Source organism: Collinsella aerofaciens (assembly GCF_005845035.1).
GTDB lineage: Bacteria > Actinomycetota > Coriobacteriia > Coriobacteriales > Coriobacteriaceae > Collinsella > Collinsella aerofaciens_I.
The window spans coordinates 1-21,041 of the sequence record NZ_SPFO01000025.1 but is presented as its reverse complement, the minus strand read 5'-3'; the positions used below and the strand labels follow the sequence as shown (position 1 = coordinate 21,041).

At 61.6% G+C, this 21,041-nt stretch carries 19 protein-coding genes and 1 pseudogene; 6 read left to right on the top strand and 14 right to left on the bottom strand.

Translation table 11 applies throughout. The features are described from left to right. Window positions 1-3: 3 nt before the first annotated feature. The 6 genes and pseudogenes from FGQ67_RS09255 to FGQ67_RS09230 form a co-directional block, all read right to left on the bottom strand. Window positions 4-837, bottom strand: a complete 834-nt coding sequence (locus FGQ67_RS09255; protein WP_138341596.1) for a PTS system mannose/fructose/sorbose family transporter subunit IID — start codon at window positions 835-837, stop codon at window positions 4-6. Between the two features lie 2 nt (window positions 838-839). Next, complete coding sequence (locus FGQ67_RS09250) at window positions 840-1,625, bottom strand: PTS mannose/fructose/sorbose/N-acetylgalactosamine transporter subunit IIC (RefSeq protein ID WP_138341594.1); 786 nt, start codon at window positions 1,623-1,625, stop codon at window positions 840-842. Window positions 1,626-1,634: 9 nt separating this feature from the next. Beyond that, window positions 1,635-2,108: a PTS sugar transporter subunit IIB gene (locus FGQ67_RS09245; RefSeq protein WP_138341592.1), complete on the bottom strand. Its 474-nt coding sequence runs from the start codon at window positions 2,106-2,108 to the stop codon at window positions 1,635-1,637. A 120-nt stretch (window positions 2,109-2,228) separates the two neighbouring features. Beyond that, on the bottom strand, window positions 2,229-3,737 hold the full coding sequence (locus tag FGQ67_RS09240; protein WP_138341590.1) for a PRD domain-containing protein: 1,509 nt from the start codon (window positions 3,735-3,737) through the stop codon (window positions 2,229-2,231). A gap of 58 nt (window positions 3,738-3,795) precedes the next feature. After that, a complete protein-coding gene (locus FGQ67_RS09235) occupies window positions 3,796-4,968 on the bottom strand; it encodes a transcriptional regulator (protein WP_138341588.1) in 1,173 nt (390 codons plus the stop codon). A gap of 226 nt (window positions 4,969-5,194) precedes the next feature. Next, window positions 5,195-5,416: pseudogene (locus tag FGQ67_RS09230) on the bottom strand (phosphorylase family protein); the annotation flags it as partial. 18 nt (window positions 5,417-5,434) lie between these two features. On the opposite strand from FGQ67_RS09230, the gene FGQ67_RS10135 reads away from it, so the two are divergent. Continuing rightward, window positions 5,435-5,650 carry a hypothetical protein gene (locus tag FGQ67_RS10135; protein ID WP_171025290.1) on the top strand — a complete coding sequence of 72 codons (216 nt, stop codon included), beginning with the start codon at window positions 5,435-5,437 and terminating at the stop codon, window positions 5,648-5,650. A 257-nt stretch (window positions 5,651-5,907) separates the two neighbouring features. Here FGQ67_RS10135 and guaA read toward each other — a convergent pair whose 3' ends face one another. Continuing rightward, complete coding sequence (gene guaA, locus FGQ67_RS09225) at window positions 5,908-7,506, bottom strand: glutamine-hydrolyzing GMP synthase (RefSeq protein WP_138341584.1); 1,599 nt, start codon at window positions 7,504-7,506, stop codon at window positions 5,908-5,910. A 267-nt stretch (window positions 7,507-7,773) separates the two neighbouring features. Between guaA and FGQ67_RS09220 the strand changes: the two genes are divergently transcribed. After that, window positions 7,774-8,787 (top strand): asparaginase, encoded by a 1,014-nt coding sequence (locus FGQ67_RS09220; protein ID WP_138341582.1) that lies wholly within the window; start codon window positions 7,774-7,776, stop codon window positions 8,785-8,787. Between the two features lie 21 nt (window positions 8,788-8,808). Here the strand turns inward: FGQ67_RS09220 and FGQ67_RS09215 are convergent, their stop codons facing one another. Next, window positions 8,809-9,027 carry a helix-turn-helix domain-containing protein gene (locus tag FGQ67_RS09215; RefSeq protein WP_035136926.1) on the bottom strand — a complete coding sequence of 73 codons (219 nt, stop codon included), beginning with the start codon at window positions 9,025-9,027 and terminating at the stop codon, window positions 8,809-8,811. Between the two features lie 76 nt (window positions 9,028-9,103). On the opposite strand from FGQ67_RS09215, the gene FGQ67_RS09210 reads away from it, so the two are divergent. Further along, the gene (locus FGQ67_RS09210) at window positions 9,104-9,493 is read left to right on the top strand and encodes a hypothetical protein (RefSeq protein WP_138341580.1); all 390 of its coding nucleotides are present in this window, start codon (window positions 9,104-9,106) and stop codon (window positions 9,491-9,493) included. A 9-nt stretch (window positions 9,494-9,502) separates the two neighbouring features. On the opposite strand, the gene FGQ67_RS09205 is transcribed toward FGQ67_RS09210, so the two are convergent. The 6 genes from FGQ67_RS09205 to FGQ67_RS09180 all read right to left on the bottom strand — a co-directional run bounded on the left by FGQ67_RS09205 (window position 9,503) and on the right by FGQ67_RS09180 (window position 16,083). Next, the gene (locus tag FGQ67_RS09205; RefSeq protein WP_138341578.1) at window positions 9,503-9,886 is read right to left on the bottom strand and encodes a DUF1648 domain-containing protein; all 384 of its coding nucleotides are present in this window, start codon (window positions 9,884-9,886) and stop codon (window positions 9,503-9,505) included. Window positions 9,887-9,897: 11 nt separating this feature from the next. Beyond that, complete coding sequence (ychF, locus tag FGQ67_RS09200; protein WP_055309950.1) at window positions 9,898-10,974, bottom strand: redox-regulated ATPase YchF; 1,077 nt, start codon at window positions 10,972-10,974, stop codon at window positions 9,898-9,900. A 114-nt stretch (window positions 10,975-11,088) separates the two neighbouring features. Further along, window positions 11,089-12,342 carry a 4Fe-4S binding protein gene (locus FGQ67_RS09195; protein ID WP_138341576.1) on the bottom strand — a complete coding sequence of 418 codons (1,254 nt, stop codon included), beginning with the start codon at window positions 12,340-12,342 and terminating at the stop codon, window positions 11,089-11,091. Window positions 12,343-12,493: 151 nt separating this feature from the next. Then, window positions 12,494-13,561 (bottom strand): glycerol dehydrogenase, encoded by a 1,068-nt coding sequence (locus tag FGQ67_RS09190; protein ID WP_138341574.1) that lies wholly within the window; start codon window positions 13,559-13,561, stop codon window positions 12,494-12,496. A gap of 114 nt (window positions 13,562-13,675) precedes the next feature. Continuing rightward, window positions 13,676-14,776 (bottom strand): glycerol dehydrogenase, encoded by a 1,101-nt coding sequence (locus tag FGQ67_RS09185; protein ID WP_138341572.1) that lies wholly within the window; start codon window positions 14,774-14,776, stop codon window positions 13,676-13,678. An 83-nt stretch (window positions 14,777-14,859) separates the two neighbouring features. Continuing rightward, window positions 14,860-16,083 carry an iron-containing alcohol dehydrogenase gene (locus FGQ67_RS09180; RefSeq protein ID WP_035136916.1) on the bottom strand — a complete coding sequence of 408 codons (1,224 nt, stop codon included), beginning with the start codon at window positions 16,081-16,083 and terminating at the stop codon, window positions 14,860-14,862. A 498-nt stretch (window positions 16,084-16,581) separates the two neighbouring features. On the opposite strand from FGQ67_RS09180, the gene FGQ67_RS09175 reads away from it, so the two are divergent. From FGQ67_RS09175 to FGQ67_RS10300, 3 genes are read left to right on the top strand one after another with little or no spacing between them, the layout of a single operon-like run. Then, on the top strand, window positions 16,582-17,658 hold the full coding sequence (locus tag FGQ67_RS09175) for a tetratricopeptide repeat protein (RefSeq protein ID WP_138341570.1): 1,077 nt from the start codon (window positions 16,582-16,584) through the stop codon (window positions 17,656-17,658). Continuing rightward, on the top strand, window positions 17,658-18,701 hold the full coding sequence (locus tag FGQ67_RS09170; RefSeq protein ID WP_138341568.1) for a hypothetical protein: 1,044 nt from the start codon (window positions 17,658-17,660) through the stop codon (window positions 18,699-18,701). The genes FGQ67_RS09175 and FGQ67_RS09170 overlap by 1 nt, the downstream gene beginning before the upstream one ends. A gap of 45 nt (window positions 18,702-18,746) precedes the next feature. Continuing rightward, window positions 18,747-20,924 carry a MurT ligase domain-containing protein gene (locus tag FGQ67_RS10300; RefSeq protein ID WP_249934443.1) on the top strand — a complete coding sequence of 726 codons (2,178 nt, stop codon included), beginning with the start codon at window positions 18,747-18,749 and terminating at the stop codon, window positions 20,922-20,924. Window positions 20,925-21,041 lie beyond the last annotated feature (117 nt).

Genomic DNA, 21,041 nt, shown 5'->3' with positions numbered 1-21,041 from the left:
AAGCTAGGCGAGGATGCCGGCGGCGGAGGCGACCATCGCGAGGACGATCACCACGAGGATGAGGGCCGTCATGCTCGCGTTCTTCTTGGTAAGAAGGTAATACGCGCTTCCCGTGATGGCGGCGGGGATCATGGCAGGCAGGATCTTGTCGAGCAGCGGCTGAATCTCCATTGAGACGTCGCCGAAGCTGAAGCTAATCGGGCAGGTGACGCCGATGACCGAGGCGATGAGGCAGCCGACCACGGTGAGGCCGAGCACGGAGGCGGCGGCAGTGAGGTTGGGAAGCTTCTCGCTGAAGTCGGTGACGAGCTTCACACCCTGCTTGTAGCCGAACTCGAGGGCGTGCATGCGGACCCAGAAGATGGCCAGGATGAGCGCGAACCAGATGCCGGCTCCCACGGGGTTGCCCTCGATGGCCATGTAGGCGGCGATGGAGCCCATGATGGTCGGGATCATGGTCATGAGCAGGGAGTCGCCGACGCCGGCGAGCGGTCCCATGGTGCCGATCTTCAGGTCTTGGACGGCGTCCGCCGCCGCGAGGCCGTCACGCTCCTCCATGGCCACGCAGGCACCGAGGATGATGGCGGCGAGCCAAGGCTGGGTGTTGTAGTAGCGGAAGTGGTTGTTGAGCGCTTGCTTATAGTCCTCGTCGTTCGTGTAGATCTTCCTCAGGATCGGCGAGAGGGCGTAGGCGACCGAGGCGCCCTGCTGGGTCTGGTAGTTGAAGGTGCACACGCTCATGAGCCAGCGCCAGTTCGCGTTGCGCAGGTCCTTCTTGGTGACCTTATAGCCGGAGGGCTTGCCCTCGGCGACGGCGGTGATGTTCTCGTTTTCCATGGTTACTCATCCTCTCCGATGAAGGCGTCTGCGGAAGCGTGGGCGGCGAGCTCGGTGTCCCTCTCGGCGCGCTGGTAGAACGCGATCGCGAGGGCAACGCCGACGATGGCGGCACCGATGATGGGCACGTTCAGGAAGGCCGAGAGGAAGAAGCCGGCGAGCAGGTACTGGAAGTACTTAGCGGTGGGCATGTAGCGAAGCAGCATGGCGATGCCGACGGCCGGGAGCATCTTGCCGGCGAGGGTGAGGCCGGAGAGGAACCACTGGGGCATGACCTCGAGGAGCCAGTTGACGGCGGGCTGGCCGAGCGTCACGGAAACAAAGACGGGCAGGGCGGCGCACAGACCGAAGAGCGCGGGGCAGACCCACAGGATGGCGTTCATCTGCTTGAACTTGCCCTCGTTGCAGAGCTTCTGGGACTTCTCCACGACGAAGCCGTTGAGGATCTTGACGATGACGTCGAGCTGGATGCCGAGCATGCCGACCGGCAGGCCAATGGCGAGGCCCGTGTCCGCGCCCAGGGTCACGCCGTAGGCGGTGGCGATGATGGCCATCGTGCCGTAGTCGGGAATCGACGAGCCGCCGAAGCCCGCGACGCCGAGCTGCATGAGCTGGATGGTGCCGCCGATGACGAGGCCGGTCTGCCAGTCGCCCATGACGACGCCGGTGATAAGGCCCCAGAAAACGGCATAGTTGACGAAGATCATCGGGATGCCGTAGTAGTCCACGTGCTTGATGAAGGCCAGCAGGGTCAAAAGGACGACCTGCAGGATAGTGAAGTTGACCATGATCCCTCCTTAGATGAGGTCGGCGACGGAGACGGGCTTGTCGGCGGGCACGAACTGTGCCGTCACCTTGACGCCGCGGGCGATGAGCGCCTTGTAGCTCTGGACGTTCTCGGCGGAGGCATAGGCGCGCTGGGTGAGCTGGACGCCGTCCTCCTTGACAAGAGAGCCGCCGACGATCAGCGACGGGAACTCGACGCCCGACTCGGCCAGGTGAAGGATCGTCTCGGGCTCCTTAGCGATGACAAAGACCTTCTCGCGGTCGTACTTGCCCGCCGCGAAGTTCTTGAGCGCGGTCTCCTCAGAGATGATCGAGACGGCCATGCCCGCGGGGCGCGCCATCCTCATGGTGGACTTCAGGACCTCATCGCCGGCGACCTTGTCATCGACGACCATGACGCGGGTTGCGCCCGACACCGGGGCCCACTGCGTCACGATGATGCCGTGAAGCAGGCGATTGTCGATTCGTGCCATAACAACACTCATGTTTGCTCCTATCAAATCAAGTCTTACGTTCGGTACTGCCTTGGCGCTATCCGGATTCGCGCCGGGCAAGGGGTTATCGGATTATTGAAGACGCGCGGTCAGCTCGTGACGGCGCGGGGGTCACTCGTCGAACAGGAGGCTCGAGGAGCCGAGACGCTCCTCTCGCGCCGGGGCGGCGCTCACGCTGATGTAGTCGAAGACGTAGGCGATCTCGCTTACAGGAACCTCCACGCGATAGCGCGTCGAGATGCTCGAGAAACTCTGCCTGAAGGACTCGATGAAGTCGGTGTGCTCTTCCTCGAAGCGATCCTGGCCGACGTAGGTCTCGATGGGGTTGCGGGTGACGAGGCGCTCAACGAGGCAACAGAGGTGAACGTACAGCCCGATGATGGCGTTGCTGCCGATCTTCTCGCCCGTTCTGCGCTGAAGCTCGTGCACGGCGCTCTCGATCTCGTGGAATAGCCGCTCCGGGTCGAGGATGGTGATGGAGCGGATAACGTTCTGCAGCGTCATGTTCGAAAGCAGCTTCTCGTGGAAAGAAGAGAGCTCGGAAGCGTCAAGCCACCTGCCGAACACGGCATCGACCTTCGAGGCGGACGCCGTCGACATAATGTCTTCGAGGGCGACGAAGGGGACGGAGGCAATCCCGGGGTCTCCCGTGCCGATGACGGCGCAGACGCGGTGCTCGGAGAAAACGGCGTCGTTCGACCCGTTCGTGACGAGCTGCTTGAAGGGCCTCGTGAGCAGGCGTGCGCCTATGGTGCGCGGGAGGCTCTGCGAGACGAGCTGGCGTATCCTCTCCGCGGCGTCGACCCCGGACTCGGAGCAGAAGACGATGGCGTCCTCACGGTTGACGCGCTCGATCACCTTGCAGTGCGTCACGCACGCGGCGGTCGCATCGCCAAGAACCTCGGCGATGGACTTGCCGCCGAGCAGCCCGACCCCGATCTCGAGCGCAAGACCGGTAGAGACGTTGTTCACCACGCCGATAGTGGAGTCGGTAACGTTCTCGAGGGCCTTATAGGCCTCCTCCAAGGAGCCCATGTCGACGAGGAACACGACCCCGGTGCAGTAGGAATGGCGGTCGACGAGGCGCTGGAGCGGACCGACGATGTCCTTCAGCTGCTGGTCGTAGGGCATGTCGACCGCCTCGTACACATGCATGCCGAGCATACGGTTCGCCGCGTCGGCGATGCTCGTCGCCGTTGAGTAGCCGTGGGACAAGATGACGCAGAGCGTTCGAAGGGCCTTCGCGTCGCGAGACTCCGATGCGACGCACAGCGTCAGAAGCGTCTTCGTGAAGTGATCGAGCGAGATTCCCAGCGCCCCTTCCACGTCTGCGGCGACCTGATCGGAGACGCTCGAGGCAAACGGCAATTCGGAGGTCACGGCACCGAGGAGATGGGAGATTTGCTCCGCACAGGCAGACTTTCGCTTAGCCAGGCCGATGCCCGGCCACAACTGCAGGCAAATCTCCTGGGCCAGCAGAAAAGCGACCTTCCTCGAAAGCTCGATGCCATAAGAAGAGCCTGCGTCGGCAAGGACCGTGCCCACGATACGCTCGAAGGCGCGCGACCTCGAGGAGGTAACGCCGCGGCCGAAGATCAAGTGATCCTCAACGCCGCGCACAGCGGAGACAGCTTGCGAGACGAGCTCGGAGACAGAGAGCTCCCCGGCGCAGAATCGCTCATCGAGAGAGCACAGGGCATCGAGCGCCTGCTCGACCGGCCCTGTGCTCTCGGCGGCCCAGGGACGCGTCGATCAGAACGCCATCGTCGGGCTGTTGATCGATCTGCGCGGAGGAGAGGAGCCCGCTGGGAAGAAGATACGGGCGAACGACGACGTAGTCGCCCTCGCGATTGAGGAACGCTTTGGCGCAGCAGTTCGTCACGCAGGCGCGCAAGCCGGCGATGTTATCGGAAAAGTCCGCGTTCACGAGGCAACGGTATGCGCCGCGGCTGATCTTCACATCAGAACCGATTCGGCACCCCTCGCTGCGCAGGAAGCTCAAGATGAGATCCTCGCGCTCCTCGGGGGTCCGCTCCTTGAGTGAGGGGACGCGGGCACAGATGGGCATTTTGCTGTAGGCCGAGGAAACCTTCAGGTCATCGGCGGAAAGCGTCGTCGAAAGAACGAGGCGAGCGCGCGGCGCATCCTGGGAGGCATCGAGCCCGAGGGCCGTCGCAAGGCAGTGCTCCATCGCAGAGGGAGAGAGTGCCTCGATGCCGTTGACAAAAACCACACCCCCGCGCGATTTCGCGATCGACTCGTCAAGAAGCCCGTTGAACGAGGCGGCGTCCGGGACCCCGGCGCAGTCGATGCGCACATAGGAGGAGTCGCGGGACAGCAAGCCCTGGTTCTTGCCGTACTCGTACACAAGGCGAGAAAGGAAAGACTTACCGACACCCACGCCGCCGCTCAAGAGGATGGGTAGGCCAAACGGAGGGTACTGAACCGCAGCCTTGCACTGCTCGACAACGGAGCTGAGGCTCAGGTCGAAGCCCACGGCACGCGCGAAGTCGCGGTGATCGGCGATTCCCGTCGCCTGGATGAGGTCGGCGAGCGAGGCGTACTCGCTTGCAGAGAGCTTTACCTGAAAACGCTTCTGGAACGCGCGGCGATGAAAATAACGGACAGGCCTGCCCGCCACCTTAACCACAAGGCCGGCGCGAACAAGGTCGTTGAGGTACTGGCTCGCCAGACTCCTGGAGATGATGAGCGTCTCGGCGATGTCGGAGGTGGACAGACGGACAAGGTCGTCGAGCGAGACGGCAGAGGTGAGGGCCTCGAGATGCTCGAGAATCCTGTCCCTCATGTCGACGGGCTTCTTTGCCAAGCTGTCCTGTGCGGTCTTGTCCATGACTTCTTACCTCCTTGTACAAGGAGTATAAGGGGAACACGGAGAACGGAAGGGGGCGCGTGGGGGAATCAACAGCCCCGAGGAGAAGTTCACCACTTGAGGGGCAGAAAACAACGGCCATTGAACATTCAGGGCCGACGCTCAACACTTCGGCTCGACACTTCGCTTTGGAAAGGGCCCTGCGCGCCGGGGTCCCAACATAAAGAAGGGCCCCGGCGCGCAGGGCCTAAAGCTTAACCATACGCGCGGCGATGCGGGCGCAGTCGCAGGCTGCCTTCTTCTCGAAGGTGTTGTAGTCGACGACCTGGCCCTCGGCGCAGGGCTTGTCGCTGATGGCGCGCACGACGACGAGGGGCACGCCGTTGAGATAGGCGGCCTGCGCGATGGTGCAGCCCTCCATCTCGCAGCACAGGTCGCCGAAGGTCGCGAGGATGCGCTCCTTCTGTTCCGTGGGCGAGACGGCTCGGTGGGCAAGGTCCTCTCAAAAGGGGTCGTCCGACGCCGCAAGACCTCGATGACCGACTACCACCTCGAGCAAGTGGCGGATTACCTCTGCACCATCGAACTTGCCTTGGTCAAGTACGAGGCCAAGGAGAACGGTGAGACGTACAACAAGTTCTTCGGAGGTATAGGCTCTTTCAAGAGGAACTGGCTCAAGCAAGCCCGCAGCAAGCGGATATAGCTGGTCTCGCGGTTTCGCAAGGAACGGTCGGTTCTCCTCTGGCGAGGAACCCCGGGCGACGTGCTTCGAGCAGCGGAAGCTGAAGCGCAAGCAGAAGCAGCGCGGGCATTGATCGGTGCCGACATGGGCCCAGACGTGAACAGCGCTACGTCCCCTGTTCACGGGGCGCGAAACCGCAAAGGTTGCACAGAGGTTGCAAAATAAGAAGCCCCCGACCTGTTTTCGCAGGTCAGAGGCTTGAAATCAACGAATATCGTTTACTCCCACTCGATCGTCGCGGGCGGCTTGGACGTGATGTCGTAGCACACGCGGTTGGCGCCGGGGACCTCGGCAACGATGCGGCCAGAAATGCGGGCCAGCACGTCGTAGGGCAGCTTGGCCCAGTCGGCGGTCATGGCATCGCTGGACTCGACGGCACGCAGGATGATCGGACGCTGGTAGGTGCGCTCGTCGCCCATAACGCCGACGGACTTAATGTCGGGCAGAACCGCGAAATACTGCCAGCAGCTGTGCTCGGAGTTGCGCTCGCCGGTCTGCTCAAACAGACGCTGATTGTAGGCATCCAGCTCCTCGCGCACGATGGCGTCGGCGTTCTTGAGGACCTCGAGCTTCTCCTTGTCGACCGCACCGATGATGCGAATGGCAAGACCCGGGCCCGGGAAGGGCTGGCGGAACACGATGTGACCCGGCAGGCCCAGTGCCAGACCAAGTGCACGGACCTCGTCCTTAAAGAAATGATCGAGCGGCTCGATGAGGTCGAAGTGCACGCCCTCGGGGAACGGGATCAGGTTGTGGTGGCTCTTGATGGTGGCCGTCTTGCCGCCCGTCTTGCGAGCGCCGGACTCGATGATGTCGGGGTAGATGGTGCCCTGAGCCAGGTACTTGACCGGCTTGCCATCGGTCTCGAGCTGCTGCGCCACGGCGAAGAACTCTTTCCAGAACTGCGTACCGATGATGCGGCGCTTCTCCTCGGGCTCGGTCACGCCGGCCAGAAGCTCGGCGTAGCGGTCCTCGGCGTGGACGTGGATAAAGTCGACGTCAAACTGCTTGGTGAAGACCTCCTCCACCTGCTCGGGCTCGCCCTTGCGCAGCAGGCCGTGGTTGATGAACACGCAGGTCATCTGCTTGCCCACGGCGCGAGCGCCCAGCGCAGCCACGACGGAGGAGTCGACGCCACCGGACAGGGCCAGAATCACGCGGTCGTCGCCGACCTTCTCGCGGAACTCGGCCGTCATGGTCTCGACCAGGTTGTCCATGCTCCAGTTGGGCTCCAGGCCGCAGATCTCAAACAGGAAGTTGCTCAGCAGCTGCTGACCGTACTCGGAGTGCTTGACTTCGGGGTGGAACTGCGTGGTGAAGATTTTGCGCTCGACGCACTCCATCGCAGCGACCGGGCACACGTCGGTGCTGGCGGTAACGGTAAAGCCCTCGGGCACCTCGGAAACGGCGTCGCGGTGGCTCATCCACACGGTCTGCTCCATGGGCGTGGAGTTAAAGAGCTTGGCGCCGGCCGTGCGCGTGATGGTGGCGCGGCCGTACTCGCCCACCTCGGAGTGGCCGACCTTGCCGCCGAGCGTCACGGCCGTGATCTGATGGCCGTAGCAAAAGCCCAGGACGGGAAGGCCCAGGTCAAAGATGGCGGGATCGATAGACGGAGCGTCCTCGGCATACACGGAAGCCGGGCCGCCGGAAAGGATGAGCGCAGAGGCGTTCATCTCGCGAATCTCGTCGGCCGAGATGTCGCAGGGGACGATCTCGGAATACACGTTGAGGTCGCGGACGCGACGGGCAATGAGCTGACCGTACTGCGCACCAAAGTCGAGTACGAGGACCTTTGCGGAAGCCTTTTGATCCATGGTTCCCCCTCTTGTTGGCGGGGAGCCGGTGCCCACCCGCGCGAATAAACGAGAATAACTTTCATAGTGTACACGTTATATGGGGTTTCTCGTCCCTCGCAGCCATCAGCGCACGGCAAACGCACGACCTGGGCCCCTATTTGACGGCAATTGAAGTGTTACCAGACGTTACAGATGATGTAATACGTTTGAACATTGGACGCCCTGTGCCACAATACTGCCGAACGACTCCGCCTCTGCGGCGGCAAATACGATAGGAATACCAGCATGAAGCGCATCCTTCTCATCGCCACGGGCGGCACCATCGCATCGACCGAGGACGGCAACGGCCTCTCCCCCGCCCTGACCGGTGAGGAACTCGCCCAGAGCGTCCCCGAGATCTCGGGCCTCTGCGAGCTCGACGTCGTGCAGCCCATGAACATCGACAGCACCAATATGCGCCCAAGCGACTGGATGCGTATCCGCGACGTCATCGTCGAGGGCTATGCCGATCACGACGGCTTCGTGATTCTGCACGGCACCGACACTATGAGCTACACCGCGGCAGCGCTTTCCTATCTAATTCAGGACAGCCCCAAGCCCATCGTGCTCACCGGCTCGCAAAAGCCCATGGGCAACCCCTTTACCGATGCCAAGCTCAACCTGTACCAGAGTCTGCTCTATGCACTCGACGAGCATTCGCACGACGTCTCGATCGTGTTTGGCGGCGTCGCCATTGCCGGCACGCGCGCCCGCAAGCAGCGCACCATGAGCTTTAACGCGTTCATTAGCGTCAACTATCCGCCCATTGCCTACATCCGCAACGACCGCATTGTGCGCAACGGGCTTCACGGCACTCATCAGAATGAGAGCCCGGTGCGTTTCTACGACAGTATCGATCCGCGCGTATTTGTCCTTAAGCTGACGCCCGGCGTGAACCCGGGTATCCTGGACGCCCTAGCCGATAGCTACGATGCTGTAATTCTTGAGACCTTTGGCATTGGCGGTATTCCCGAGTTTGGCGAGTCCGGCGATTCGTTCCAAGAGGCAATTTTCCGCTGGGTCGATTCGGGCCGCACCGTCGTTATGACCACGCAGGTCCCCGAAGAGGGCCTCGATCTGGGCGTTTATGAGGTCGGCCGCGCTTACGCCGATCATCCGGGCATTCTGCGCGGCGATGACATGACCACCGAGACGCTTGTGGCCAAGACCATGTGGGCACTCGGCCAGTCACGCGATGCCGCCGAAATCCAGCGCCTGTTCTACAGCCAAGTCAACCACGACCGCATCCCGATGGCGTAGCCAGGCATCGACCGGTATCCCCTACTCAATGCCTTCAAGAAGCTCTGACACCGTCATGCCGAGTGCGGGCGCGATCTTAAATAGAACCTTGAGCGTGAAATTTGCCGTCCCATCTTCGATTCGGTCGAGGTAGGGTCGGCTGATTCCTGTCGCCACACAAAAATCAACCTTGGAGATACCAAGGTCCCTGCGTGTCTCTTCGACCCGCCTGCCAAGAATCTGTTTCGCACGTTCGTCCATGCAGCCGAGTTTGAAATGGAGCCGAACATAAACGTAAACTATAGTTTACGTTTTCCCGAATACACAGGAGTTTTCTATGTCGGGTTCTTCGGTCCGCATGTACCGAGCCACGCTTCGCACAAACAGCGCACCGCCCAAGCTCGTCGTCGTTGAAGCTGAATGCCTTTCGCCCGATGAGCGCACAGCATTTACATTGCTATCAAGTCGCGTCGCCGCCGTTCTGGTCCCCTGCCCGACGCAAGGCGAACTTGCCATCCAATGCCAAGCGCACAGCTGCTCGCTCAATCAGGTTGCCGTAATCGCAACCAGCCAACGCGGCCTGCCGCTCCTTTTAGAAGCCGGCATAGCACTCGCCCTTCGCGGCGCCGGATACGAAAACGAGGCCGCCGCCGATGTAGTCTTTCAACCACGGTCGAGCGGCGGCCTCGCAGCAGCCATTGAATATGCGTGCAGGCTCGTTGCCTAGAAGGACAAGCTAGAAACCAAAGCCAAAGCCCGTTCCGGTAATCGCCGAGTACATAAAGTAAACGTTGATCACGTTGAGGAACACACCCGTGATGCAACCGTTGCGCAGGTAGCGCTCGCACACGATGCGCGCCATGGCGGCGGAGTCATCATTGTTCTTTGCTTGACGACCGGCGGTAAAATACGTCGCCACGCCGAGCAGCAGGTTGAGCACCGGCAGCGCCAGCAGCTCGTAGCTCTTGCCCCAACGCGTCACCTCGCCTGCTGCGTTAAACTTTGTTGCCACCTCGGGACCAATGTTGGGGATAACAAACGCTGCAACCACCAGCGGAATCACCGCAAGTACGAGCAGCGCAATACCCATGTAGCCAGCTTTTTTGCCATATTTAAACATGCGCGTCGTCCTTACACGTTAAAGCGGAAGTGCACGACGTCGCCATCGGCCATAACATAGTCCTTGCCCTCAATGCGCAGCTTGCCGGCAGCCTTAGCGCCCTGCTCGCCGCCGAGCTCGATGTAGTCGTCGTAGCCAATGACCTCGGCCTTAATAAAGCCGCGCTCAAAGTCGGTGTGGATGACACCGGCGGCCTGCGGGGCGGTCGCGCCCTGACGAACCGTCCAGGCCTTGACCTCCATCTCGCCGGCCGTAAAGAACGACTGCAGACCGAGCAGCTTGTAAGCAGCCTGAGCAAGCACGTCCAGGCCGGGCTGCTCCAGGCCCAGGCTCTCCAGGTAGTCGGCGGCATCCTCGGGATCGAGCTCGGAAAGCTCGGCCTCAATCTTGGCGCAGATGGGCAACGGCTTGACGCCATCGATGGGCGCCAGGTCCTCATTGAGCATATCCTCGTCCACGTTGGCCACATACAGGATGGGCTTCATGGTGAGCAGGAACAGGCCCTTGGCGGCGGCACGCTCCTCGTCGGTCATCTCCATGGATGCGGCGCGCTTGCCCTCGTTGAGCCAGGCAAGCAGGCGCTTGGCGACCTCAAACTTGGGCATGAGCTCCTTGTCGCGCTTGGCCTCCTTCTCGAGCTTGGGCAGCTGCTTTTCGAGCGTGCCCATGTCGGCCAGGATGAGCTCGGTCATGATGGTGTCGGCATCGCCGGCGGGATCGACGAACTCGCCCGTGCGGCCCACCTCGCGCATGACGTTGGGGTCCTTAAAGTAGCGCACGACCTCGCAGATGGCATCGGTCTCGCGGATGTTTGCCAGGAACTGGTTGCCCAGGCCCTCGCCCTCGTTGGCACCCTTCACCAGGCCAGCGATGTCGACAAACTCGACCGTAGCCGGCACAATGCGGCCCGGGTTGACGATGTCGGCAAGCTTTTGCAGGCGGCTATCGGGCACATCGACGATACCCACGTTGGGGTCGATCGTGGCAAACGGGTAGTTGGCGGCAAGGCCGGTCTTTTTGGTAAGCGCGGTGAACAGCGTCGACTTGCCCACGTTGGGCAGGCCCACGATACCGATGGAAAGGGACACGACAGCTCCTTTTGATACAGGTACTTCAAACTGCATAAGTATAGCGCCGCCGCAGCATCTGGGCGAACCCGGACGCCACGGCGGCGCAAATGAAGCAGAGATTGGGGTCGCTGGCTAGTCTGCGAGCTTCTCCACTTGGTCGAGCATCTTGTCAAGCTTGGCCTTTGCCTCAGCCTTGACCTTCTCAGCCTCTTCGTGAGCCTTCGCCTTCTGGGCGGCCTTTTCCTCGGCCTCGGGATCGACGACGATCAGGTTGGACGCGTCGTGCTCAACCAACTTGAGCGCATGCTCGGGACACACCTTGACACAGGCGCCGCAGCCCAAACAATACGTGGACTCCAACGCAAAGCGGCCACTTCCCACCAGATCGCAGGCGAACGTAGGGCATACATTGACACACTCACCACACGACGTGCACTTGTCAAAATCGCACTCCGGCGTGCTCACCTGCATGTTCTGGGCAAGCTCGGGGTGGTTTTGCAATGTCGAGAGCACCAGCTGCCGCCCATGGGTGAGCGAACGGCGACGCTTGGTCGTCGTGGTGCCGCACATGGTGTTGAGCGTGCGCTCCAGCTGGGTAATCTGATGGCGATGGGCCTTGAGCTTTTGCGTCACCGAGGCCAGCGCCGCCGTCGCTGGATTGAGCTTGGTCACGGTTAGACCCGTGGTACGGGCAATCTTATCCATGTACTCCTTGCGCTCGTACTCGCGACGCTTATGGCATTTGAGGCTCTTGGGGTCGACCTCCAGGCCCATACCCGTGCCGGACCACTCCTCGGCCTTCGCAATCGCCTCGCCCAGAATGTCCTCACCGCCGGTGTTGCGGCATTTATCGCACACGCCCAACGGCAGGTACACACTCACGTTGGGATAGTCGGCCAGTACCGAAAACCAAGTCTCTGCCGTAATATCGCCCACGCAGGCGACGACGACCTCGTTCTCGCGCGGCATGCGCTTCAACGCACGTGTGCAGGTGACGTAGGCGGTCTCGTGGCTCGTAGCCGCCGAGACAATGTCGTCGTAGACGTTTTTGGGTGCAAGGCGCGGAGAGATGATCGCCTCCGTCGGGCAGGCAGCGGCGCACAGGCCGCACTTGCGACAGGAGTCGAGAATCTCGATGGCGTCTTCCTCGACCTCGATAGCGTTGACCGGGCACACGTCCATGCACGCGGTGCAGCCGCTCTTTTCGTTTTTGCAGGCTAGGCACGGAATGGTGTTTCCGCGCGGACGCTCCTTATAATCGGCAGGGTTCCACTGCGGCGCCGACGGATCGAGCGCGTCGGTCACACCGCCAAGCGGGTTTTTAAGAAAATCGAAACCTTTGCTGATCTCGATAATGTCATCAAACAGATCGTGTTCCTGCGCCATGCGCGGCCCCTCCCTGAGCAGTGCAAACAAGCAAGAGATAATGATACGCTATCGGCCCACACCTCGGGCAAACTACACGCTGAGCATCTTTGCGGCAAATAGTCCATGGCCTATCGCCGCCTCGGTTGCACAAGGTCGATCAAGCGCCAAACTATGCCTCGCGCATGAGCTGCACGAGCTTTCGTTTGGTCACCTTGGCCTGCTCGTTGGCCATATTACGTTCGTTTCTAAAGGCCGCGTCCGCAACGCTCATCAGGTCGGCATCGGAAATCTCGCCAAGGCCCAGCTCCTCGAGCGTCGTCGGCAGACCGACGCGCTGGCAAAACTCGAGCACCTGATCAAGCTCGGGCGCACGCTCCAGGCGCAGCTGCACCACCAGGCCAAACGCCACGGCCTCGCCGTGCATAGCCTTGCACTCGGGCAAAATCGTCAGGCCGTTGGCAATGGCATGGGCAAGCGCTAGGCCGCCACTCTCAAAGCCAACACCCGAAAGCAGAATATTGCACTCGATCAGGCGCTCAACCGCTGGCGATGTACGGCCCTTTTTGAGATCGCGCTTGGCAGCGACACCGCACTCCATGAGCGTGTCGTAGCAGGCACGTGCTGTGACCAGGGCCAAGTGCCCCGGCGCGCCACCGTGTTCGTTGACGCCGTGCGCCGCGGTGCACGAACGCGCCTCGAAGTACGTTGCCAGCGCATCGCCCATGCCAGCGACCGTCATACGCAGTGGGGCCGCCGCGACCACGTTGGTATCGACCACGACCAGGTCTGGATTCTTCTCGAGCATCAGGTAGCGGTCGAACGACCCATCCTCGTGATACAGCACCGAAATCGCGCTGCACGGACCGTCCATCGAAGCCGCCGTGGGGCATACGCACAACGTCAACTCGGCATAAAACGCAACGGCCTTGGCGATATCGAGCATTTTGCCGCCGCCAATACCCACCACCATGTCGCAATACTCGGCCTGGGCTTCCTTAGCCATTTCGACAACGGCCTCTTCCGTACACGGACCGTTGTAAATCTTAAAGAACGGCTCGCTTAGATCGTCGTCCAGAAATCCATCGACGATCTGCCTGCACAGCCGATCCTCGGTGCCCTGGTCAAACAAGACATAGGCAGCGCAGCCCAACCATGACAAATACTTGCCTTGACGCGAAAGCTCCCCCGGTCCCTGAACATACCGACCGGGACCGCCGTAAACCATAGGAAGCGCCATACGAGAATCCACCCTTCATCAAGCAACGATTGGTGCAAAGTAGCCTGACCCCTTTGCACCATAGCAAAAAAGGGGCAAAGCCATCTGCTGGCTTTGCCCCTTCCTTAGCTTGATTTACTCATCCATGAGATAGTAGTGGCCCAGTGCGTCGGCACCCAGGATGGCGTTTGCGACCATCTCGGGCGTCACCTCAAACGGCATATTGCACATGGTGTCCTCGGGCGCGCACGCGGCCTCGGCAACAATCATGGCCTGCTCGCGCGTAACCTCGGCAACGCCAAGTTCCTTCATCGTGACCGGCAGACCCAGCTCAATGCAGAAGCCCAAGACTTCCTCGAGCTTCTCGGTCGGGGCATCCTCGAGTACCAGCTGGACGATGGTGCCAAAGGCGACCTTCTCGCCGTGATACATGCCGTGGCACTCGGGCAGCATCGTCAGGCCATTGTGGATGGCATGAGCAGCAGCAAGGCCCGAGCTCTCAAAGCCAATGCCGGAGAGCAGCGTGTTTGCCTCGATGATGTGCTCCACGGCAGGCGTCAGCGCACCTTTCTCCAACGCGACCTTGGCCTTGACGCCATCGGCCATAAGCGTCTCGTAGCAGAGCTTGGCAAGTGCCAAGCCAGCCATGCCGCCCTTGCCGCCGGCGCAAGTGCCACCGTCGGCATCATGCGTCGCCTGGGCCTCAAAGTAGGTTGCGAGCGCATCGCCCATACCGGAAACCGTCAGGCGCACCGGGCTCGCCGCGATAACCGTCGTATCCATCAGGACAATGTTGGGGTTTGCCTTAAGGAACAGGTACTTATCGAACTGGCCGTCATCGGTGTAGAGCACCGAAAGTGCCGAGCACGGTGCATCGGTCGAAGCGATGGTGGGGCAAATGATAACCGGGGACTCCAGGTAGTAGGCAACGGCCTTGGCGGTATCGAGGATCTTGCCGCCACCGACGCCGACGACGATGTCGCAACCGTTGTCGCGAGCGAGCGCAACCAGGCGATCGACCTCGCCCTTGGAGCACTCGCCGTTAAAGTCCTCAAACAGCAGCTCGGCCTTAGCCTCGGCAAAGCCGCCCTCGATCTTGGCACCAACGCGCTTCTTGCCCGAAGGCGTCACGATGACGAGGGCCTTAGCGCCGAGCGGCTCGACATAGGAGCCGAGCTTGGCGAGCTCGTCCGGACCCTGGATGTACTTGCTGGGGCTATTAAAAATTGCAGCCATAACTATCCCATTCTCTAAAAGAAAAAAGAAAGGGGCTCCGTACGGATACGTGCGGAGCCCCTCGTTACGATAACAAGAGTCGATTAGAAATCGATGTCGGTGTCGTAGTAGCAGGCCTTGAGAATCTTCTCGAAGTCGGCAGCCTTGGTCTCACGCGGGTTCTCCGGCGTGCAGGCGTCCTGCTCGGCGTTCGCGGCGATCTCGGGGAGCTTCGCGAGGAACTCCTCCTCGGAAACCATCTGCGGGTTCTCGGCGTCGACCTTCACGCCGCCATTCGCGTAATCCTTGATGGACTGCGGAATGTTGAGCTGGTCGTTGAGGTCGCGAATCTTCTGGACGAGCGCGGCGATGAGCTCCTCGTTGGTCTCGCCGGGAAGGTGCAGGATCTCCTTGGCCACGTAAGCGTAACGCTCGGCAGCACGGGGATCCTTGGAGTTCCACTGGATGACCTTGCCCAGGTACATGGCGTTAGCAGCACCGTGGATGATGTGGCCGTTCTCAAAGGCCGCACCGGTCTTGTGAGCCATGGAGTGAACGATGCCCAGCAGGCCCGAGGAGAAGGCGATACCGGCGATGCACTGAGCCTCGTGCATGTGCTGACGGGCCTCATGGTCGCCAGCATAGGACTTGGGCAGCCACTCGACGATCTCGCGGATGCCGTGCAGAGCGTTGGCGTCGGTGAACATGGAAGCACAAGTGGAAACGTAAGCCTCCATGCAGTGGGTCAGAGCATCCATGCCGGTGTGTGCGCACAGCTTGGCGGGCATGGTGTAGGTGAGCTCGGGGTCGACGATGGCGACATCAGGGGTGATGTTGAAGTCGGCCAGCGGGTACTTGATGCCCTTGGCGTAGTCGGTAATGACGGAGAACGCGGTGACCTCGGTAGCGGTGCCGGAGGTAGAGGAGATGGCGCAGAAATGAGCCTTCTGACGCAGCTCGGGGAAGCTGAACGGCTGGATGATGTTATCGAAGGACTCCTCGGGATACTCGTAGAAGACCCACATGGCCTTAGCGGCATCGATGGGCGAGCCGCCGCCGATGGCGATAATCCAGTCGGGCTCGAACTCGCGCATGGCCTCGGCGCCCTTCATGACCGTCTCGATGGACGGATCGGACTCGACGCCCTCGAACAGCTTGACCTCGAAGCCGCCCTCTTTGAGGTCGGCCTCAACGTCCTGCAGGAATCCGCCACGGCGCATAGAGCTGCCGCCAGAAACGATGATGGCCTTCTTGCCCTTGAGGTTCTTCACCTCGTGGCGAGCGCCCTCACCAAAGTACAGATCGCGAGGATTGGTAAAACGTCCCATACTGTGCCTCCTAAACAAGCCCCTCTTAGACTTGCGTATATAACGGAGCACCCGATTGGCTCCGTTAGGACCATTTTGTGCGTCGCCGGCGATAGCGACGCAATGTCTAAACGTCTCAACGCTCAGACAAACACTATTTTACCGTTCTGGTTGGTCAGTTATTCACCTAAAGCCAACAATGATGAAACGTTTTTTCTATCCCTGAAGACCCTTGTGGGGCATTCATACTCCCAAGCTGGGCAAACGTTTTATCAGGGTTGACCACATATCCCGGGCAGGACGGTACCCCTCCAAAATGTGCCCCGTTCGCCGCCAAAAATCGACCGTTTACGGCACTGTGATACCACCCGCGCAACTGAGGTGCCGACATTTGTGCGACATCCGTCTTCGTGGTGCAAAGGTGCAAGTCCAAGTGCGGCACCCTCGGTGTGCCACATGCGGGTAAACTAGACCTTTATATAGAGACATTTGAACCCTAACCGCAGCAAAGGAGGCCCCATGGCATTCGATCCCATTCAAGAGGATTGCCATCGCCTCGTTCTTGAGGCCTTGCGCCGCGACAATATCCCGCTCACTGACGGCCCCGCCGTCGAGCGTCTGATGGAGCAATTCACCCGCAACCCCGCGCCGCTCATCGTGCACGATCGCGACCGCGCCGGGCACCTCATTGCCAAGGTGGTCGAGGCTGTCGACTACCGCATCCCCTTTATCCCCGACGACGCCCAGGCAGAGCAAGAAGAGACCGCAGCCGAGGACATGCTCCGCGAGGCAGCCGCGCTCGATCCGGCCAACTGGGATGCCCAGCGCATGCTGACGGCGCTCACCGCCGAATCTAACGAGGAATACGTGCAGTATCTGGTGTCCAAGTGCGACGAGGTGGAGCACGATCTGGCGCTCAAGATTGCCTCGGCGCAGGACCCCTACGAGCGTGAGGCCGCAGGCGACCTGACCCGCCGTCCCTACCTGCGCTGGCTTGCCGCCTTGGCATCGCGCGCGCTCATTAGCGGCCGCTACCGCATGTCGCTGGATGCCGCGAATCGCAGCCTGGACTTTGCGCCCAACGACCCCGCCGGCGTCCGCCATACCGCGATGCTTGCCATGGCAAAGCTCGAATACCCTGCCGAGGAGCTCAAGCGATTTCGCTCTGCCCACTCCGTACCCTATCTCGCGAATACCCCGCTGCGCCGCCGCCCCAAAGATGCGGAGCGCGACCTGGACCCGTGGACGCTCATCGCACTGATGAGCGCAGCCTGGCGCGAGCTGGATTACGAGGACGCCGAACACTACCTGCGCATCCTGGTGCGCTCATGCCCGCACGCGGCCGAAGCACTCTACTTCCAAACCGAGTTTCCCGATGGCGTCTATGCCCGCGTCAACGTAGGTCCGGGCTCCACCGATGAGCTTGTCCTTGCCCTGTCCGAGGCGACGCCGGTGCTGCAGGAGGGCCTAGGCGCGCCCGACAACGCCAGCTTTGCCGCCTGGGTCGCCACCAACGACATTGTGCGCTCTCAGATCGACGAACGAATCCTGCGCGCGGCCGAACAGGGATTGCCGTTTAAGGGAGGAGACCTCTAATGGATCCGAGCGTCTACATCCCCGCCTATCTGGAGCGCACCTATCTGGCGTCGCACCCCGAACTCACCGATGCAGCACGCGAGCTTGTCCATAACGACATCAGCGCAAACCCCCACAAGTATGCGCAGACCGAGCATGCCCAAGCGCTGCTGTCCTATGCCGGCGTTCATCGTCATTTGCTTGACGAGCTTCGCCGCATCGAGGACATGGGCAGCGACGAGGAGTTTGAGCAGACGCGCAACCGCCTGTTCGACGATATGCGTGATGAGCTGCTCAAGATCGTCCGCGTCGATGCGCATGTCCTCGATGCCCAGCTGCTCGCCATCATCCTGGCGGACACGCCCGTCGATGCCTGCCTGGGCGACCTGATGAAGCTCGAGGCGAGCACCGCCGACTACCTGCAACAGAGCGTGCCCGGGTTTGATATGGAGGCTCCGCACTACTGGGCCAATAATGTTTTGGCCGACGGTGTCACCGCAGCAAACCTTACCGTGAGCGAGCCGGCGCTTATTGGCTGGCTCCACACGCTCGAGGCCATCTCGCAGCTGTGCATGGCGAGCGCTCGTTACCGTGCTGCTGCCAACTACGCCCGCCGCGTCCTTAAGGCAGAAGGTTATCCCACCCGAGCTGCCGGCACCGTGCTGCTTGCCCTCGCCCGCTTGGAAGACCAGGACGGCTTTTTTGCCCTGGCACATCAGCTCGAGGAGCAGGTGGGAGCCGATGCACTCGAGAACTCCCCCTGGTACCTGCTCGCCCGCACGATCCTGCTGTTCAAAACAAGCAAGATGCGCCCGGCGACGCGCGCGCTGCGTGAGTTCGCCAACCGTTGCGAAGGCGGCGCGTTCTTCTTGCTGAACCCCATGTACCAGACGCCATATCTTCCCTGCCGACCCGAGCCGCGCGACCCCTGGGACCTCTCGCACCAGGCGGTTTGGGAAGCCGACGGCATTATCTCGGACACCCCCGACTTTGCCCCCTGGGCCAACGCCTGCGAAGATGTATCGCAGCTTGCCCAGGAATTTGCGCGCCGCTACGGCTTTTAGCGACGCGATCGCCCCGACCATGTCGTTTACGTTAGGAACGATTTCATGAACCTCCGCTCATCTCTCGCCTGTACCTCGAGCGATATCGCCCGCTGGGGACTGCGCTCTGTCCTCAAGCGCCAGGGTGGCGTGCTTCCCGGCCGCATCGCCATGAAGATCGACCCCGAGCTGCTAAGCGACCTCGCGAGCCTGGTCGACCGCAGCGTGGTGATCACCGGCACCAATGGCAAGACCACCACCTCCAACCTCATCGCCGACGCCGTTGCCGCCAGCGGTGCTACCGTGGTATGCAACCGTGCCGGCAACAATATGGAGCCCGGTGTGGTGGGTGCTCTGCTCGAGGCCCGCAGTGATCTTAAGCACACCAGCAGTGGCAAACGCGTGGGCGTTTTTGAGTGCGACGAGCTCTACACCGTACGCGTTCTGCCCAAGCTCAAGCCGACGTACTTTGTGCTGCTCAACCTGTTCCGCGACCAACTAGACCGCTACGGCGAGATCGACCATACCCAGGATGTCATCGCCCATGCGTTGGAGCTTTCGCCGGCAACGACGCTCATCTATAACGCCGACGATCCGCTGTGTGCCGCGATCGCCGCACGCGTCCCCAACACGAGCATTGCCTTTGGCATCGACGGTGCCACGGGCACCGAGTCCGATCGCATTAGCGACTCGCGTTTTTGCTCACAGTGCAACGCACCGTTGGAGTACGACTATGTGCAGTACGGACAGCTCGGCGCATACCATTGCCCCTCGTGCGGCTGGGCCCGCCCTGGGCTTGTCCGTCGCGTGACGAGCGTGGAGCTCGGCTGCGACGGCTACGGCTTTGACCTGGTCTTTGGATCTGCGCCCGACGCGGCTGCCGTACACATCGCCACACGCTACAACGGCCTGTATATGGTCTACAACGTAGCCGCAGCCTTCTTCGCCGCCCACGAGCTGGGCGTGGACGCAGCTCACCTGCAGCCTACGCTCGATGCCTACATCCCCGCCGGCGGGCGTATGGGCCGCTGGGAGATCGCCGGCCGTACCGTCGAGGCAAACCTGGCCAAGAATCCCGTGGGTTTCGATCGCCAGATTCAGTCCATTAAAACGGCAGGCGGCAGGCTCTGCGCCTTCTTCCTCAACGACAACGATGCCGACGGCCACGATGTGTCGTGGATCTACGACGTCGACTTTGAGCGCATCGCCGACACAACGGGGCTTGTCGCCTTTGCCGGCGGCACGCGCGCGCACGACATGCAGGTACGCCTCAAGTACGCCGGCATCGATGCCGCCATCATCTCGAATATCGAGCAGGCGATCGGCGCCGTGGCAGACGAGGAGGCTGGCGATACTTTCTACGCCGTCGCCAACTACACGGCCTTCCCGCCACTGGTCAAGGAGCTCGACGAGCTTAAGGGCGCCGATGCGAGCTCGGTCACCTCCCACGCCGTAACACGCGCCAATGGCAGCGCTGTCCCCACCGATATTGCGCCGGTCGAGCTTTCGCGCCCGCTGCGCATCGTCTACCTGTATCCCGATGCCCTCAACCTCTATGGCGACGGCGGCAACGTCATTGCCCTCGAGCGCCGCTGCGCCTGGCGCGGCATTCCCGCGCGCGTGGACGAGGTCCGCATGGGCGAGACGCTCGACCTCACCGACGCCGACATCGTCATGATGGGCGGTGGCTCCGACCGCGACCAGCTGGCCGTGGCACACGAGCTGTTCGCTCAAAAAGACAAGGTCGCAGCCTATGTTGAGGATGGCGGCTCGCTGCTCGCTATCTGCGGCAGCTATCAGCTGCTCGGCCGTTCGTACTATATGGGCGAGAATCGCATCGAGGGCCTGGGCGTCATTGCCGCCGAGACCGTGCGCGGCTCCGACCGCCTGATCGGCAACGTCGCCGTCAAGACCGACCTGGCACCCGAGCCCTTTGTGGGATTCGAGAACCATGGAGGTCGCACCCTGCTCGACGCGGAGGCAACGCCGCTCGGAACGTCCGTCGTCGCGGGCACCGGCAACAACGGCGACGATGGCTTTGAGGGCCTGATCTACAAGGGCGTCATCGGCACGTACCTGCATGGCCCGGCGCTGCCCAAGAACCCCGAGCTCGCCGACTGGCTGATCGCCCATGCCCTCGAGCACCGTGGCGATGCACAGGCCGCCGCCCTGCTGCCGCTCAAGCCCCTCGACGACACCTACGAGCACGCCGCCCACGACGCCGCCATGAAGCTCCTCCCCTAACGCCCCAACCACCACAAAGGGGACAGGCACCTTTGTGGTGGGTTGATTTCCGATCTCAGCCGAACACATTGAGCAAATAGGCCATTCCCGCAGCTAGCCGAACGCCCCCGCGGCCCC

Coding starts and splice junctions, on each gene's coding strand:
- FGQ67_RS09255 (WP_138341596.1), bottom strand. CDS start 837: ATGGAAAACGAGAACATCACCGCCGTCGCCGAGGGCAAGCCCTCCGGC.
- FGQ67_RS09250 (WP_138341594.1), bottom strand. CDS start 1,625: ATGGTCAACTTCACTATCCTGCAGGTCGTCCTTTTGACCCTGCTGGCC.
- FGQ67_RS09245 (WP_138341592.1), bottom strand. CDS start 2,108: ATGAGTGTTGTTATGGCACGAATCGACAATCGCCTGCTTCACGGCATC.
- FGQ67_RS09235 (WP_138341588.1), bottom strand. CDS start 4,968: ATGGACAAGACCGCACAGGACAGCTTGGCAAAGAAGCCCGTCGACATG.
- guaA (WP_138341584.1), bottom strand. CDS start 7,506: ATGGATCAAAAGGCTTCCGCAAAGGTCCTCGTACTCGACTTTGGTGCG.
- FGQ67_RS09220 (WP_138341582.1), top strand. CDS start 7,774: ATGAAGCGCATCCTTCTCATCGCCACGGGCGGCACCATCGCATCGACC.
- FGQ67_RS09215 (WP_035136926.1), bottom strand. CDS start 9,027: ATGGACGAACGTGCGAAACAGATTCTTGGCAGGCGGGTCGAAGAGACA.
- FGQ67_RS09210 (WP_138341580.1), top strand. CDS start 9,104: ATGTCGGGTTCTTCGGTCCGCATGTACCGAGCCACGCTTCGCACAAAC.
- FGQ67_RS09205 (WP_138341578.1), bottom strand. CDS start 9,886: ATGTTTAAATATGGCAAAAAAGCTGGCTACATGGGTATTGCGCTGCTC.
- FGQ67_RS09195 (WP_138341576.1), bottom strand. CDS start 12,342: ATGGCGCAGGAACACGATCTGTTTGATGACATTATCGAGATCAGCAAA.
- FGQ67_RS09190 (WP_138341574.1), bottom strand. CDS start 13,561: ATGGCGCTTCCTATGGTTTACGGCGGTCCCGGTCGGTATGTTCAGGGA.
- FGQ67_RS09185 (WP_138341572.1), bottom strand. CDS start 14,776: ATGGCTGCAATTTTTAATAGCCCCAGCAAGTACATCCAGGGTCCGGAC.
- FGQ67_RS09180 (WP_035136916.1), bottom strand. CDS start 16,083: ATGGGACGTTTTACCAATCCTCGCGATCTGTACTTTGGTGAGGGCGCT.
- FGQ67_RS09175 (WP_138341570.1), top strand. CDS start 16,582: ATGGCATTCGATCCCATTCAAGAGGATTGCCATCGCCTCGTTCTTGAG.
- FGQ67_RS09170 (WP_138341568.1), top strand. CDS start 17,658: ATGGATCCGAGCGTCTACATCCCCGCCTATCTGGAGCGCACCTATCTG.
- FGQ67_RS10300 (WP_249934443.1), top strand. CDS start 18,747: ATGAACCTCCGCTCATCTCTCGCCTGTACCTCGAGCGATATCGCCCGC.